This window comes from Allobosea sp. TWI1241 (genome assembly GCF_039673065.1).
GTDB lineage: Bacteria > Pseudomonadota > Alphaproteobacteria > Rhizobiales > Beijerinckiaceae > Allobosea.
The window spans coordinates 54,277-69,489 of record NZ_JBDJKW010000005.1 but is presented as its reverse complement, the minus strand read 5'-3'; the positions used below and the strand labels follow the sequence as shown (position 1 = coordinate 69,489).

General features: G+C 69.9%; 16 protein-coding genes. 2 read left to right on the top strand and 14 right to left on the bottom strand.

What is annotated here, in order from left to right; all coding sequences use genetic code 11:
• The first annotated feature begins 28 nt into the window (after positions 1 to 28).
• Positions 29 to 451, top strand: coding sequence for a universal stress protein (locus ABE438_RS08580; protein WP_346502182.1), 423 nt, complete (start codon positions 29 to 31; stop codon positions 449 to 451).
• 21 nt (positions 452 to 472) lie between these two features.
• On the opposite strand, the gene ABE438_RS08575 is transcribed toward ABE438_RS08580, so the two are convergent.
• From ABE438_RS08575 to ABE438_RS08565, 3 genes are all read right to left on the bottom strand, one after another.
• Entirely contained in the window at positions 473 to 1,057 is a 585-nt protein-coding gene (locus ABE438_RS08575) for a hypothetical protein (RefSeq protein ID WP_346502181.1), read from the bottom strand.
• Positions 1,058 to 1,099: 42 nt separating this feature from the next.
• Positions 1,100 to 2,275, bottom strand: coding sequence for a vWA domain-containing protein (locus ABE438_RS08570; protein ID WP_346502180.1), 1,176 nt, complete (start codon positions 2,273 to 2,275; stop codon positions 1,100 to 1,102).
• A gap of 70 nt (positions 2,276 to 2,345) precedes the next feature.
• Entirely contained in the window at positions 2,346 to 2,720 is a 375-nt protein-coding gene (locus ABE438_RS08565; RefSeq protein ID WP_346502179.1) for an HU family DNA-binding protein, read from the bottom strand.
• 195 nt (positions 2,721 to 2,915) lie between these two features.
• Between ABE438_RS08565 and ABE438_RS08560 the strand changes: the two genes are divergently transcribed.
• Complete coding sequence (locus ABE438_RS08560; RefSeq protein ID WP_346502178.1) at positions 2,916 to 4,157, top strand: flavin-dependent oxidoreductase; 1,242 nt, start codon at positions 2,916 to 2,918, stop codon at positions 4,155 to 4,157.
• Positions 4,158 to 4,207: 50 nt separating this feature from the next.
• On the opposite strand, the gene ABE438_RS08555 is transcribed toward ABE438_RS08560, so the two are convergent.
• From ABE438_RS08555 to xdhC, 11 genes are all read right to left on the bottom strand, one after another.
• Positions 4,208 to 4,666 (bottom strand): cupin domain-containing protein, encoded by a 459-nt coding sequence (locus tag ABE438_RS08555; protein ID WP_346502177.1) that lies wholly within the window; start codon positions 4,664 to 4,666, stop codon positions 4,208 to 4,210.
• A gap of 20 nt (positions 4,667 to 4,686) precedes the next feature.
• Positions 4,687 to 5,385 (bottom strand): ABC transporter ATP-binding protein, encoded by a 699-nt coding sequence (locus ABE438_RS08550; protein ID WP_346502176.1) that lies wholly within the window; start codon positions 5,383 to 5,385, stop codon positions 4,687 to 4,689.
• A 105-nt stretch (positions 5,386 to 5,490) separates the two neighbouring features.
• Positions 5,491 to 6,240: an ABC transporter ATP-binding protein gene (locus tag ABE438_RS08545; RefSeq protein WP_346502175.1), complete on the bottom strand. Its 750-nt coding sequence runs from the start codon at positions 6,238 to 6,240 to the stop codon at positions 5,491 to 5,493.
• Positions 6,237 to 7,220 carry a branched-chain amino acid ABC transporter permease gene (locus ABE438_RS08540; RefSeq protein ID WP_346502174.1) on the bottom strand — a complete coding sequence of 328 codons (984 nt, stop codon included), beginning with the start codon at positions 7,218 to 7,220 and terminating at the stop codon, positions 6,237 to 6,239. Before ABE438_RS08540 ends, ABE438_RS08545 begins: the two co-directional genes overlap by 4 nt.
• Positions 7,217 to 8,143: a branched-chain amino acid ABC transporter permease gene (locus ABE438_RS08535; protein WP_346502173.1), complete on the bottom strand. Its 927-nt coding sequence runs from the start codon at positions 8,141 to 8,143 to the stop codon at positions 7,217 to 7,219. Before ABE438_RS08535 ends, ABE438_RS08540 begins: the two co-directional genes overlap by 4 nt.
• 130 nt (positions 8,144 to 8,273) lie before the next feature.
• Positions 8,274 to 9,437, bottom strand: coding sequence for an ABC transporter substrate-binding protein (locus ABE438_RS08530; RefSeq protein ID WP_465248591.1), 1,164 nt, complete (start codon positions 9,435 to 9,437; stop codon positions 8,274 to 8,276).
• Positions 9,438 to 9,636: 199 nt separating this feature from the next.
• Entirely contained in the window at positions 9,637 to 10,710 is a 1,074-nt protein-coding gene (locus ABE438_RS08525; protein WP_346502171.1) for a BMP family ABC transporter substrate-binding protein, read from the bottom strand.
• 38 nt (positions 10,711 to 10,748) lie between these two features.
• Positions 10,749 to 11,672 (bottom strand): ABC transporter permease, encoded by a 924-nt coding sequence (locus ABE438_RS08520; protein WP_346502170.1) that lies wholly within the window; start codon positions 11,670 to 11,672, stop codon positions 10,749 to 10,751.
• Between the two features lies 1 nt (position 11,673).
• Complete coding sequence (locus tag ABE438_RS08515; RefSeq protein ID WP_346502344.1) at positions 11,674 to 12,741, bottom strand: ABC transporter permease; 1,068 nt, start codon at positions 12,739 to 12,741, stop codon at positions 11,674 to 11,676.
• Positions 12,728 to 14,284 carry an ABC transporter ATP-binding protein gene (locus ABE438_RS08510; RefSeq protein ID WP_346502169.1) on the bottom strand — a complete coding sequence of 519 codons (1,557 nt, stop codon included), beginning with the start codon at positions 14,282 to 14,284 and terminating at the stop codon, positions 12,728 to 12,730. Before ABE438_RS08510 ends, ABE438_RS08515 begins: the two co-directional genes overlap by 14 nt.
• The gene (gene xdhC / locus ABE438_RS08505; RefSeq protein WP_346502168.1) at positions 14,268 to 15,140 is read right to left on the bottom strand and encodes a xanthine dehydrogenase accessory protein XdhC; all 873 of its coding nucleotides are present in this window, start codon (positions 15,138 to 15,140) and stop codon (positions 14,268 to 14,270) included. Before xdhC ends, ABE438_RS08510 begins: the two co-directional genes overlap by 17 nt.
• Between the last annotated feature and the right edge of the window lie 73 nt (positions 15,141 to 15,213).

The following is a 15,213-nucleotide window of genomic DNA, read 5'->3' as shown; positions in this document are numbered from 1 at the left end:
ATCAGTCGCTCAAAGCGGGGAGACGAGCATGTACAAGTCGATTCTGGTTCCGGTCGATCTGGCCGAGGCCGAGCTGGCGGCGCCGGCCATCAGGGCCGCCGAGGAATTTGCGACGATGTCGGAGGGCACGGTCCGGCTGGTCTATGTCCGCTCGCTCGTGCCGGTGACCTATATGGAGTTCGTCCCGGCCGATTTCGATGCCGGCCAGCAGGCCGATGCCGAGGCGAAGCTCGCCGAGATCGCCGCCAAGGTGAAGCTGCCGGCCGAGCGCGTCTCGGCGCGCGTCCTGGTCGGCTCGGTGCATGGCGAGGTGCTGGCCGAGGCCGATGCCAGCGGCGCCGACCTCGTGGTGCTCGGCTCGCACGAGCCGGGCATGCTGGCCTATGTCATTGGCTCGAACGCCTCGGCGATCGTGCGCCGGGCGAAATGCTCGGTGCTGGTGGTCCGCTGAGCTGAGCGCCGCCGGCGGCGCTCAGCCGCCGGGCACCAGATCGGGCGGGACCGTGCCGGGCGCCAGTTCGCGCGGCCGGTTCAGCCTGACCATCGGGATCACCTGCCAGGCCGAGAGGGCCGCGAAGGCGATGCCGAGCCAGCCGGCCGCGGTCGCGCCCTGCCGGAAGGCGCTGACGCTGAACCAGGTCAACATGAGCATCGCCGCCACGCCTGCGATCGCTAAGGCCAGCCAGAACACGCGGTTGCGCCCGGCGACGAAGCGCACCTGCGGGTTCGCCCGCACGATCGCGGCGCTGAGCCCGCTGACGAAGGCGTGATAGCGCGCATCGTCGCGCTCGACATCGGTCATGGAACGCCAGGACAGGTTGCCGAAGGTCACGGTCCGCCGGTCGGCCAGGGTGAGCTGCGTCCGGAAGGCGTTCGATGTGACGTTGCTGGGCGCGTAGAAGAAGCGCACCCGCTCGATCGCGGCCAGGCGGATCCGGTAGGATTTGCGGCCGGAATCCACCTCGAGCTCGCCGTCATGGAGGCGGTAGACCATCTCCTGCCCGATCGGGCGGGGGCGCTGGCGCCAGGAGAGCGGGAGGCTGTCGTCGTCCTGCATGCGCGTGGCTTACAGCATCGTGCCCCCGGCGCAAATCGGCCGTCAGCGCACCAGCGCCTTCATCGCGCCGTCGAGCCCGTCCAGCGTCAGCGGGAACATGCGTCCCTCCATCAGCCCGCCGATCTGGCGGATGGACTGGGTGTAGCTCCACAGATGCCGCTGTACCGGGTTGAGCCAGACCGAGCGCGGGAAATGCCCGATCAGCCGGCGCAGCCAGACCTCGCCGGCCTCCTCGTTCCAGTGCTCGACCGAGCCGCCCGGCATGGCGATCTCATAGGGGCTCATCGAGGCGTCGCCGACGAAGACGAGGCGGTAATCGGGCGGGTAGGTGCGCAGCACGTCCCAGGTCGCGATCTGCTGCTCGTGCCGGCGCCGGTTCTCCTTCCAGACCCGCTCATAGGGGCAGTTGTGGAAGTAGAAATGCTCGAAATGCTTGAACTCGGCGCGCGCGGCGGAGAACAGCTCCTCGGCCAGCTCGACATGCCAGTCCATCGAGCCGCCGACATCGAGAAAGAGCAGCACCTTCACGGCGTTGCGCCGCTCGGGCCGCAGCTGCACGTCGAGATAGCCCTGCCGCGCCGTCTCGGCGATGGTGCGGTCGAGATCGAGCTCCTCGGCGGCGCCGGTGCGCGCGAACTTGCGCAGCCGCCGCAGCGCGATGCGCAGATTGCGCACGCCGAGCTCGCGCGTGTCGTCGAAATCCTTGAAGTCGCGCTGGTCCCAGACCTTCACCGCGCGGAAATTGCGGTTGCCGTCCTGGCCGATGCGGACTCCCTCGGGATTGTAGCCATAGGCGCCGTAAGGCGAGGTGCCGGCGGTACCGATCCACTTGCTGCCGCCCTGATGGCGGCCCTTCTGCTCGGCGAGGCGCTGCTTCAGCGTGTCGAGCAGCTTGTCCCAGCCCAGCGCCTGGAGCTGGGCCTTCTCATCGTCGGTGAGGTATTTCTCGGCGAGGCGGCGCAGCCATTCCTCGGGGATCTCGGCGGCGTCCAGCGCCTCGCCGAGCGTCTCGACACCCTTGAACACCTGGCCGAAGACGCGGTCGAAGCGGTCGAGATGCCGCTCGTCCTTCACCAGGCAGGTGCGGGCGAGATAATAGAAATCGTCGACGCGGTAGCCCGCCAGCTCGGCCTGCACGCCTTCGAGCAGGGCTAGATGCTCGCGCAGGGTCACCGGAACCCCGGCCGCGCGCAGATCGGTGAAGAGGCGCAGGAACATCGCGCTAATGTGGCCGATGGCCGGCGCGGGTCAAGCAGCGGCGGCGGCACGAGGCCGCCGCCTGCCGGAATCAGGCCACGGCCTCGGCGAGGTCCTTGGTGACCTTGAACTTCACCACCGTCTTGGCCGGAACCTTGATCATCGCGCCGGTGGCCGGGTTGCGGGCCTCGCGGGCCTCGCGCTTGGCCGCGGCGAGCTTGCCGATGCCGCCCAGCGTGACGTCGCCGCCGTCCTTGAGCGCCTTGGTGACGACGCCGGCCATGGACGCCAGCACCGCCGAGACGTCCGCCTTGGACTTGCCGGTCTCGTCGGCGATGGCGGCGATCAGTTCGTTCTTGGTCATGGAATCCTCCTGGACCTGTGGTGGACGTGAATGAGCGTGGGCAGGCCGCAATGGCGCATGAACGCTCCGCGAATCGTCGTCATGAGCCACACAAGACACCATTTCGCATGACGACTATCCGGAAATCGACGGTGTCGGCGAAAGATACGCACAGAAACTGCCTTCGTTCCGGCCGAAAACGCCGGAAAATGCGAGGCGGCGGCAGGGGCGGCCGTATGAGGGCGCCGCGGCGCCGCCGATTGACAAGCTCCCGAATAATATTTGAAGCTTGAAATAAATAAGCGGGAACGGTCTGTCATGAAGGTCATCATCGTCGGCGGCGGCATCGGCGGGCTCACGCTCGCGCTCATGCTGCACGCCAGGGGCATCGGCGCCACGGTCTACGAGCAGTCCGGCGAGATCCGCGAGGTCGGCGTCGGCATCAACACGCTGCCGCACGCCATCGGCGAGCTGGCCGAGCTCGGCCTGCTGCCGGCTCTCGATGCGGTCGCGATCCGCACGCGCGAGCTGCGTTATCTCAACCGCTTCGGCCAGGAGGTCTGGCGCGAGCCGCGCGGCCTGCATGCCGGCGCCAAGGTGCCGCAGTTCTCGATCCATCGCGGCCGTTTGCAAGGCGTGATCCACGACGCGGTCGCCGCGCGCCTCGGCGAGGATGCGATCCGCACCGGCCGGCGCCTGCAGGGCTTCTTCCAGGACGAGGGCGGCGTCACCGCCCATTTCGCCGATACCCGCTTCGGCGAGAGCGGCGAGACGGTGAGGGGCGACATCCTGATCGGCGCCGACGGCATCCATTCCGCCGTGCGCGCGCATTACTTCCCGGACCAGGGCCCGCCCTGCTGGAACGGCGTGCAGATGTGGCGCGGCGCGCTCGACTGGCCGGTCTTCCTCGACGGGCAGAGCATGATCGTCGCCGGCGGCATGGCCGGCAAGCTCGTGCTCTATCCGATCGGGGCCGGCGCGACGCCGGGCACGCGGCTGACCAACTGGGTCGTCAACATCCGCACCGGCGACCCGGCGAAGCCGCCGCCGAAGGAGGCCTGGTCGAAGCCAGGCCGGCTCGAGGACGTGCTGCCCTTCGCGCGGCGCTTCACCGTGCCGGGCGTCGACATCATGGCGATGATCCGGGCGACACCGGGCTTCTGGGACTATCCGATGTGCGACCGCGATCCGCTGCCGCGCTGGACCCATGGCCGTGTCAGCCTGCTCGGCGACGCCGCCCATCCGATGTACCCGGTCGGCTCCAACGGCGCCTCGCAGGCGATCCTCGACGCGCGTTGCCTCGCCGACCTTCTGGTCACGGCCGAGCATCCGCGCCATGCGCTGCAGGCCTATGAGGCGAAGCGCCTGCCCGCCACCGCCGAGATCGTCGCGATGAACCGCATCGGCGGCCCCGAGCGTGTCATCGATGCGGTCGAGGCGCTGGCGCCGAACGGCTTCGACGATGTCGAGCGGGTGCTCGGCTACGCCAAGCGCGAGATGATCGTGAAGACCTATGCCGGCAAGACCGGCGCCACGAAGGCCGACGCCGCCCGCCGGTGAGGGCGCGGCGGCGGGGGGGCGTCCGGTTGGGCCGCGAGGCGGCCCGTGGCTCACTCCGCCTCGGGCGGCGGCGGCAGGAAATCGACCTCGTGGCGGGCCGAGATCGCCACGACCTCGGACGGGATCTGCTCCTTCATCGAGTGCAGCGCCCAGAACAGGTCGTAGAGCCGTCCCGTGGGCGCGACCCAGAACAGGCACTTCACCGGCGCCTCGCTCTTGTTGAACAGCCCATGCGGGACATTGCGCGGCAGCCGCACCAGATCGCCGGCGAGCGCATGCGATTCCTGCCCGTCCAGCACCACGTCGAGGCGGCCCTCCAGCATGTAGACGAACTCGTCCTGCGTCGGATGGATATGCGGCGGCACGAAGGTGCCGGGCGGGAAGGTGGCGTGCCAGGCGAAGCTGTCCTCGCTCAGCATCTTCGGCACATAGATCTGGCCGAGGATGTTCCAGGAAATCGCGTCGAGGCCCTCATTGGCCCGGGTTACGCCGGCGGTCAGCGGCTTCATGATGGTCTCCCTCTCAGGTCTCACAGGTGCAGGAAGCGGTCCTTGACCGCCGCATCGGCCCGCAGGTCGTCGCTGCTGCCGCGCCAGACGATGCGCCCTTTCTCCAGCACGAGGTGCCGGTCGGCGATCCGCGCCAGCGCGTCGACGTTCTTGTCGATCACCAGGATCGACTCGCCCTCCGCCTTGAGCGCGGCGAGGCAGGACCAGATCTCCTGGCGGATGATCGGCGCCAGCCCCTCGGTCGCCTCGTCGAGGATGACGAGCTTGGGATTGGTCATCAGCGCCCGGCCGATCGCCAGCATCTGCTGCTCGCCGCCCGAGAGCTGGTTGCCGCGATTGCCGCGCCGCTCCTTCAGCCGCGGCAGGAAGGCGTAGACCCGCTCGAGCGTCCAGCGCGGCTTGCCGAAGCGGCTGGCGGCGGTGGCGATCAGGTTTTCCTCCACCGAGAGCGTCGGGAAGATCTGCCTTCCTTCCGGCACCAGCCCGATCCCGGCCTGCGCCAGCCGGAAGGGCGCGCTGCCGGTCAGATCGACGCCCGCGAAGCTGACGCGGCCGGCGCGCGGCGGGATCAGCCCCATGATCGCGCGGATGGTGGTGGTCTTGCCCATGCCGTTGCGGCCGAGCAGCGTCACCACCTCGCCGGCGGCGACGGACAGATCCAGCCCGAACAGGATCTGCGCCTCGCCATAGCCGGCATCGAGGTTCTCGACGGTCAGCATGGCGCGCTCCTCGGCATGGCGCTCTCCGGCGGGACGCATAGGCTAAGGCGCGGGCGGCGTCCGGTGGCGGCGCGTACAGGCTCGAAGACGAGGCGGGCGCGCATCTCAACCCTCCTCGCCGAGATAGGCCTCGCGCACGGCCGGATCGGCGCGGACGGCGGCCGGGGCGCCCGAGGCGATGACGCGGCCGTAGACCAGCACGCTGACGCTGTCGGCCAGGGCGAAGACCGCCTCCATGTCGTGCTCCACCAGCAGCATCGCATAGCGGCCCTTCAGGCTGGCGAGCAGCGCGATCAGTCGCTCGCCTTCCTCCTTGCCGACGCCGGCCAGCGGCTCGTCGAGCAGGATCGCGGCCGGCTCGAGCGCCAGCGCCATGGCGAGTTCCAGCGCGCGCTTCTCGCCATGCGAGAGGCTTCCGGCGGCGATGTGGGCCCGGTCGGCGAGGCCGACCGCCGCGAGCGCCTCGCGCGCCGGGCGGTTCAGGCTCTCGTCCGAGGCCGCGTCGCGGAACAGCGCGAGCGGATGCGCGGCGCGCGCCTGCACGCCGAGTGCGACGTTCTCCAGCGCCGAGAGCGAGGCGATGGTCGAGGTGATCTGGAAGGTGCGCGCCAGCCCGCGCCGGGCGCGCGCCTTGGCGTCGAGCCCGGTGACGTCCTGCCCGCGGAAGCGGATCGTGCCCGCATCCGGTTTGAGCATGCCGGAGATCTGGTGGACCAGCGTGGTCTTGCCGGCGCCGTTGGGGCCGATCAGCGCGTGCAGCTCGCCCGGCCGCAGGGCGAGATCGACGCCATCGGTGACCTTGAGCGCGCCGAAAGCCTTGCGCAGGCCGTCGAGGACGAGGACGGGTTCGCTCATCGTCCGCCTCCCGCGCGCTTGAGCATGCCGACGATGCCGCCGCGGGTGAACAGCACGAACAGCACGATCTGCGGCCCGAAGATCACCCGCCAGTGCTCGGTGAGATGCGACAGCGCGTCCTCGGCGATCAGATAGGCGATCGCCCCGATGATCGCCCCGTGCAGCGAGCCAACGCCGCCGAGCACGGTCATGAAGATCAACTCGCCCGAGCGCTGCCAGGAGATGAAGGCCGGGCTGACGAACTCGGTGTGGTTGGCGAGGAAGAAGCCGGCGAGGCCGGCGATCATGCCGCTGAGCACATAGGCGATCAGCCGGACGCGATCGACATCGAAACCGGTGACCGAGACGCGCGTCGGGTTCTCGCGCGCGGCACGCAGCACCCGCCCGAAGCGCGAGGCGACGATCGCCCGCACCAGCAGGTAGCAGCCCGCCAGGCTCGCCAGCACGGTGTAGAAGAAGCTGCTGCGGCTGGCGAACAGGTCGATGCCGAGCAGGGTCGAGCGCTCGTAGAGGGTCAGCCCGTCATCGCCGCCATAGGCCGAGAGCGCCTGCGCCAGGAAGTAGACCATCTGGCCGAAGGCGAGCGTGATCATGATGAAGGCGACGCCGCGCGTGCGCAGGCAGACCGCGCCGGTCACTGCGCCGAACACGGCGCAGGCCAGCAGCACCACCGGCAGGATCAGCAGCGTCTCGGAGCGCCCCTCGGTGATCATGATGCCGGTGGCATAGGCGCCGATGCCGAGGAAGGCGGCGTGGCCGAACGAGACCAGCCCGCCGACGCCGAGGATCAAGTCGAGCGACAGGGCCGCGATCGCGAAGATCAGCGCGCGCGTCAGCAGCGGCAGCCAGGAGGCGGGCATGCCGAGATGGACGGCGAGCGGCGCCAGCGCCAGCAGCAGGAAGATGACGGCCGGCAGCAGCAGCTTGCGCCGCTCGCCGCCGCTGCGGCCTTCGGTCGCCAGGGCAGGCGCGCCGCTCACGAGCGCCCCCTTGCCGGCAGCAGCCCGTCCGGCCGCAGGAACAGCACCACCGCCATCAGCAGGTAGATCAGCATGGAGGAGAGCGCCGCGCCGGTCGCCCGCGCCGAGGGAGCGCTCATGAAGAAGCGCAGCAGGTCGTTCATGAAGGAGCGGCCGAGCGTGTCGACCAGCCCGACGATCAGCGCCGCGACGAAGGCGCCGCGGATCGAGCCGATGCCGCCGATCACGATCACCACGAAGGCGAGGATCAGCACCGTGTCGCCCATGCCGGGCTCGACCGAGAGGATCGGCGCCGCCATCGCCCCGGCGAAGCCCGCCAGCATGGTGCCGAAGGCGAAGACCACCATGAACAGCCGGCGGATATCGACGCCGAGCGCCGACACCATCGGCGCGTTGGAGGCGCCGGCGCGCAGCAGCATGCCGGTGCGGGTGCGCTCGACCACGAACCAGAGCAGGCCGGCGACCGCGAGCCCCGCGCCGATCAGGGCGAAGCGGTAGGTCGGGTAGAGGATACCGTCGAGCAGCCGGACATTGCCCGAAAGCAGCTCCGGGATCGGCACCGAGAGCGGCGCCGCCCCCCAGATCATCTTGACCCCCTGGTTGAGCAGCAGGATCAGCCCGAAGGTCGCCAGAACCTGGTCGAGATGGTCGCGGTCGTAGAGATGCCGGAAGACCAGGAACTCCAGCACCAGCCCGAAGACGAGCGCCGCCGCCAGCGCCAGCACCAGCCCGAGCGCGAAGCTGCCGGTCAGCGAGACGAAGGTCACCGCGAGATAGGCGCCCAGCATGTACTGCACGCCATGGGCGAGGTTGATGAAGTCCATCACCCCGAAGACCAGCGTCAGCCCGGCCGCGACCAGGAAGAGCAGGATTCCGAGCTGGAGCCCGTTGAGAATCTGGACGAGGAGGAGGCCTGTGGTCATCGGTGTCCTGGCGTCGGGGGAGGGCGCAAGACGTCGTGCCCGGGCAGGGCCCGTGCAGAGGCGGCTCGGACGATCCCCGGGCCGCCGGCTGGCAGGGCCCGGGGAGGCGGCACGGCGTGCCGCCGCGCCGTCACTTCAGCGCGCAGTCCTTGGCGTGCGGGTCGGCATAGTCCTCGAACACCTTCTGCACGATCTCGGTCTGGAACTTACCGTCGGCGCGCTTGGCCGCCTTGACGAGGTAGAAGTCCTGGATCGGGTAGCCGTTGGTGTTGAATTTGAACTTGCCGCGCAGCGAGGTGAAGTCGGCCTTCTTGATCGCGGCGCGCAGCTTGTCCTTGTCGGCGGTGCCGCCGGCGGCCTTCACCGCGGAATCGATCAGCTGCGCCGCGTCATAGGCCTGCTGGGCATAGGAGCCTGGCACGATCTTGTAGGCCGCCTCATAGGCCGCGACGAACTTCTTCGTCTGCGGGTTGTCCATGTTGGGCGCCCAGGTCATGCCGCCATAGAGGCCGACAGCGGCGTCCTGCTGAGCCGGCAGCGTCGATTCGTCGACGGTGAAGGCGGAGAGGAATGGCACCTTGCCCGTGAGACCGGCCTGCGACCACTGCTTGACGAAGTTGACGCCCAGCCCGCCGGGCAGGAAGGCGAAGACCACGTCGGGCTTCGCCGAGGCGATCTTGGCGAGCTCGGCCGAGAAGTCGAGCGAGGTCAGCGGGACATAGACCTCGTCGACGATCTCGCCCTTGAAGTAGCGCTTGAAGCCGGCCAGCGAGTCCTTACCCGCCTGGTAGTTCGGCGCGATGATGTAGGCCTTCTTGAAGTTCTGGTCCTGCGCGTATTTGCCGAGGACCTCGTGCACCTGGTCGTTCTGGTAGGAGGTGACGAAGAAGTTCTGGTGGCAGCCCTTGCCCGCCATGGTCGAGGGGCCGGCATTTGGGCTGATCAGGATCGCGCCCGAATCCAGCACCGGCTTGGCGATGGCGCCGAGGATGTTGGAGAAGACCGGGCCGACGACGAAGTCGACCTTGCCGCCGTCGACGAAGCTGCGGACCTTGCCGACCGCAACGTCCGGCTTGAGTTCGTCGTCGATCACGGTGACCTGCACCGGCACGCCGCCGAGCTTGCCGCCGTTCTGGTCGATCGCGAGCTGGAAGCCGTCGCGGACCTGCTGGCCGAGTGCGGCGGCCGGGCCGGTGAGCACGCTGACCACGCCGATCTTCAGCGGTTCCTGGGCCTGGGCCGCGGAGAGGCCGAGAGCCAGCGCGCCGGCACCGAGCGACAGAGCGAATTTCAGGGTCATGTCGGATGTCCTCCCGGGACCTTCGAGGAGCGGTCGCAGGCGGGTTCCCCGTCCCGTCTCTGCAACCTCGCCTCCATATTGTTTCAAGCTTAAAACATCTGCAAGTGCCTGATCGCAGCCGATCGCGTCCGCCGGGCGTCGAGGCCGCTGGCAGGGGAGGCGTCCCGCCTGGCGCGGGACGCCTGTCGGCCGGTCAGGCCTGCACGCCGTCGACGTACCAGTCCATCTTGGACAGCATCTCGTCGGAAGCGGTCTCGCCGGCCTTGAGGCGCAGCGTGCCCTTCTGGTCCTTGAGCTCGCCGGTGAAGGGATGGATCGTGCCCGCGACGATGCCCTTCTGCAGCGCGTCGGCGGCGGCGCGGGCCTCCGGCGTCACGGCGTCATTATAGGGCGCGAGCTTGACCATGCCGTCCTTGATGCCGCCCCAGACGTCGCCGCTCTTCCAGCTGCCGTCCATCGCCTCCTTGACGCGGCGGATGTAGTAGCCCGACCAGTCGTCGACGATCGCCGAGAGATGCGCCTTGGGCGCGAAGGCCTTCATGTCGGAGGCCTGGCCGAAGGCGAACACGCCGCGCTGCTCGGCGGCCTGCAGGGCGGCCGGGCTGTCGGTGTGCTGGCTGATCACGTCGCAGCCCTGGTCGATCAGCGCCTTGGCGGCGTCGGCCTCCTTGGCCGGGTCGTACCAGGTCGAGGCCCAGATCACCTTGGTCTTGAAGTTCGGGTTCACCTTCTTCGCGGCGAGATGGAAGGCGTTGATGCCCATCACCACCTCGGGAATCGGGAAGGAGGCGATATAGCCGGCCTGGCCGGCCTTCGACATGTGGCCGGCGATGGTGCCGATCACGGCGCGGCCCTCGTAGAAGCGGGCATTGTAGGTCGCGACGTTTGCGGCGCGCTGATAGCCGGTGGCGTGTTCGAAATTGATCTTCGGGAACTGCTTCGCGACCTGGATGGTCGGGTTCATGAAGCCGAAGGAGGTGGCGAAGATCAGCTGGTTGCCGGCCTGGGCGAGCTGGCGGATGGCGCGCACCGCGTCCGGCCCCTCGGCGACGTTCTCGATGAAGCTGGTCTTGATCTTGTCGCCGTATTCGGCCTCCAGCGCCTTGCGGCCCTGGTCGTGCGTCCAGGTCCAGCCATGGTCGCCGACCGGGCCGACATAGATGAAGCCGACGCCGAAGGGCGACTGGGCCCGGGCGCCGAGGATCGGCAGGGCGGAGGTCGCGGCGGCGCCCGCGAGCAGGGTGCGGCGGCTGATGATGCTCGACATGGTCTGGCTTTCCGTCAGGGGTTGAGGCTTCGTCACGCTCACGAAGCCGGAAAGGGTTTTCCGAGGCAGGCGGGCGTGTTGCGCCCGGCACTGCCGCGACCGAGCGACATCATCGTCAGAACGGCGATCGTCGCAAGATAGGGCGTCATCGCCAGCACCTCGGGCGCCAGGAAGCTCCAGCCCGCGGCCTTGGCCTGCAGCTCGAAGGTCGCGACCGCGCCGAAGAGATAGGCGCCGATCAGCAGCCGGCCCGGCTTCCAGGCGGCGAAGACGACCAGCGCCACCGCGATCCAGCCGCGCCCGGCGGTCAGCCGGTCGGCCCACATCGGCGTCAGCGCCAGCGAGAAATAGGCGCCGCCAAGCCCGGCTAGCGCACCGCCGAAGCCGGTCGCGGCCGTCCGGATCGCCAGCACGCGATAGCCGATCGCATGCGCCGACTCGGCGTTCTCGCCGACCGCGCGCAGGATCAGCCCGGCCCGCGTCCGCGTCAGGAACAGCCCGACCGCCGCGGTGAGCCCGAGCGCGAGATAGACCATGGCGTCGTGGCCGAAGGCGAGGCGCAGCCAGGGATGCGTGGCGTAGTCGGCCGGGAAGAGCGGGCCCAGCCGCGTGATCGTCTTGCCGACGAAGCCGGCGCCGAACAGCGAGGAGGCGCCGATGCCGAAGATCGTCAGGGCAAGCCCGGTGGCCACCTGGTTCGCGCCGAGGCCGAGGCTGAGCAGGGCGAAGATCATCGCCGCCGCGATGCCGGCCAGCGCCGCCGCGGCGAAGCCCGCCGGCACGCTGCCGGTCGACCACGCCACCGCGAAGCCGGCGACCGCGCCGCAGAGCATCATGCCCTCGACGCCGAGATTGAGCACGCCGGACTTCTCGGCCACCAGCTCGCCGAGGCCGGCGAGCAGCAGCGGCGTCGCCGCCGCCGCAATGGTCATCAGGATCGAGACAAGGACGACGGCGCTCATCTCAGCCCCTCCGCCGCAGCACGGGCCGGTAGCGCACCAGAACGTCGGTCGCCAGTAGGAAGAACAGCAGCATAGCCTGGAACATGCCGGCCGCCGCCGCCGGCAGGCGCACCGTGCTCTGGGCGATCTCGCCGCCGACATAGGTCACCGCCAGCACCAGCGCGCCGAAGACGATGCCGGGCGGCGAGAGCCGCCCCATGAAGGCGACGATGATCGCGGTGAAACCGTAGCCGACCGGGAATTGCGGGGTGAGCTGGCCGAAGGGGCCGGTCGCCTCGACGATGCCGGCAAGCCCCGCCAGCCCGCCGCTGGCGAGCATGGTGGCCCAGGTGATCCGCCCGGCGTCGAAGCCGCCATGGCGTGCGGCGGCAGGCGCGCGGCCCACGACCTCGACCGCATAGCCCGCGACGCTGCGCGAGAGCAGGAACCAGGCGCAGAGCGCCAGCAGCAGCGCGGCCGGGACGCCGAGATGCACCAGCGAGCCCTCGGCGATCGCCGGCAGGGTCTGGTCGGCGCTGAACATCCTGGTCTGGGGGAAATTGAAGCCGTCCGGGTCCTTCCAAGGGCCGCGCACGAGATAATACAGCACCTGCACCGCGACATAGGTCAGCATCAGGCTGGTCAGGATCTCGCTGACCTGCAACCGCACCTTGAGCAAGGCCGGCAGCACGGCCCAGGCGGCCCCGCCGACGATGCCGGCCAGGAGCATGCAGGGCAGGATCCACCAGCCGGTGAGATCGTGCGTCAGCAGCGCGATGCCGGTGCCGGCGATGGCGCCCATCACGTATTGCCCCTCGGCGCCGATGTTCCAGACATTGGCACGGAAGCCGATCGCCAGCCCGAGCGCGATGACGATCAGCGGGGCGGCCTTGACCCCGAGATCGGGCCAGCGCTGCGGCTCGAGCAGCGGGGTCAGGAAGATCGCCTCGACGGCGCGCAGCCCGTCATAGCCGAGCGCGCCGAACACCAGCGTGCCGGTCGCCATGGTCGCTGCGATCGCGATCAGCGGGCTGAGATAGGTCATGATCCGGCTCGGCGCGCGCCGGGGCCTCAGTTCAAGCATGGGCAGGCTCCGCCGGACTCTCGCCGTGGATGCCGCCCATCAGCAGGCCGATCTCCTCGAGCGCGAGGCCGGCGACCGGCCGCGCCGGCGACAGCCGCCCCTCGTTGATGACGCAGAGCCGGTCGGCCAGCTCCAGCAACTCGTCGAGATCCTGCGAGATCACCACGATGGCCGAGCCCCGCGCCGCCAGATCGACCAGCGCCTGCCGGATCGCGGCGGCTGCACCCGCGTCGACGCCCCAGGTCGGCTGGGCGACGACGAGGACCTCCGGGGTCTGGCCGATCTCGCGGCCCATGATGAATTTCTGCAGGTTGCCGCCGGAAAGCGAGCCGGCCAGCGCTTCGGGGCCGGTGGTGCGCACGTCGAAGCGTGCGATCACCTCGCGCGCGAAGCGGGCGACGGCGCCGCCGCGCACCAGGCCCGAACGGGTCAGCGGCAGCCGGTGGCGCGCCGTCAGCAGCGCGTTCTCGGCCAAGGTGAAGCCCGGCACGGCGGCATGGCCGTTGCGCTCCTCGGGGACGCAGGCGAGCCCTGCCGCCCGGCGCGTGCCGGCATCCGCCAGCCCGAGCGGGCGCCCGTCGAGGCGGATCGCGTCGTCGCTGGCGGCGCGATGCTCGCCCGAGAGCGCCAGCAGCAGCTCGGCCTGGCCGTTGCCGGCGACGCCCGCGATCCCGAGGATCTCGCCGGCGTGCACGGAGAAGGAGACGTTCTTCAGGCTGGTGCCGAAGGGCGGTTCGCCCGGCATGTCGAGCCCGTCTACGGCGAGGCGCAACGCGCCGCCGCGCCTCTCGCCGGCCGGTCGCTCGATGCTCTTGAGCTCGGCGCCGATCATCAGCTCGGCCATGCGCCGCGTCGTCTCGGCGCGCGGATCGCAGGTCGCGACCACCTTGCCGCCGCGCAGGATGGTGGCGCTCTCGCAGAGCGCGCGGATCTCGTCGAGCTTGTGGCTGATATAGAGGATCGAGCAGCCTTGCGTCGCGATCCGCCGCAGCGTCTCGAACAGGCGCTCGACCTCCTGCGGCGTCAGCACCGAGGTCGGCTCGTCCATGATCAGCAGCTTCGGGTCCTGCAGCAGGCAGCGGACGATCTCGATGCGCTGGCGCTCGCCGACGGAGAGCGTGTGCACGGCGCGGTTGGGATCGAGCGGCAGGGAATAGCTGTCGAGCACCGCGCGGATGCGCGCTTCCAGCACGTCGCGCGGCACCGTCTCGTCGAGGCCGAGCGCGATATTCTCCAGCACGGTCATGCCGTCGAACAGCGAGAAATGCTGGAAGACCATGCCGATGCCGAGCCGGCGCGCCGCCTTGGGCGAGGCGATCTCGACCGGCCTGCCGTCGAAGCGGATCTCGCCGGAATCGGCCTGCTGGACGCCGTAGATGATTTTTACCAGCGTCGACTTGCCGGCGCCGTTCTCCCCGAGCAGGGCGTGGATTTCGCCGGGGCGCACCGCCAGGCTGACATCGTCATTGGCGCGCACGCCGGGGAAGCTCTTCGAGACGTGCGAGAGCGACAGGCGCATGCCGACGGTTGCGTCAGGCGGCTGCGACATGGCGCGCTCGTTTCCCCGGTGCCGTGGCGGCGTGCCTCCCCGCGAGGGCCGCTCCCGATCCAAGCAAGGACCGCACCAGATCGGCCGCCGTCAAGGCCGCGATGACCTCGGGACGCTTGTCATGCACATCCGATCCGCCGATCGGGCAGGTGAGGGCGGCCAGCGCCGGGCTCTGCGGGTGGCGGCGGCGGAAGCTGGCGGCGAAGCGGGCGCGCTTGGTGGCCGAGCCGATCATGCCGACATAGGCCGCATCGCCGCGCACCAGGGCGGCCTCGGTCAGCCGGTAGTCAAGCGCGTGGCTGTGGGTCATCACCACGAAACCCGTGCCGGCGGGTGCGGCCGCGAGCGCTGCCTCCGGATCGTCGAGCCGCAGGCAGGCGATGCCGGCGGGGACGTCGCCGAACAGGCCGGCACGGTCGTCCACCAGCGTCACCGCCATCGGCAGCAAGGCGAGGCTGCGGGCCAGGGCCAGCCCGGTATGGCCGGCGCCGAACACCATCACGCCGGGGCGGGCGGCGCGCGCGCCCGCTTCCTGCGCCCGCAGCGCCGCCAGGGCGACCGCATCGGCGAGCGCCAGCGCGACGCGCACCCGGCCGCCGCAGCACTGGCCCATCTGCGGACCGAGCGGGATGTCGAGCAGCTGGGGCGAGGCCGAGGCGCCTTCCGCGAGCAGGCCGCGCGCGAAATCGATGCAATGCAGTTCGAGCTGGCCGCCGCCGATCGTCCCGGCGCTGCCGCCGCGGGTGACGACCATCGTCGCGCCCGCCTCGCGCGGGGTCGAGCCTTCCGCCGCGGCGATGCGGACGATGACGGCGCCTTCTTCGAGGTTCGCGGCGAGGAAATCGGTGGCCGTCATCCGGGGCCTCCGCATGACAGGTGCGGGAGCCGCGAGAGGCTCTCTCTCCCGGAACGGGGGAGAGATGGAGAGG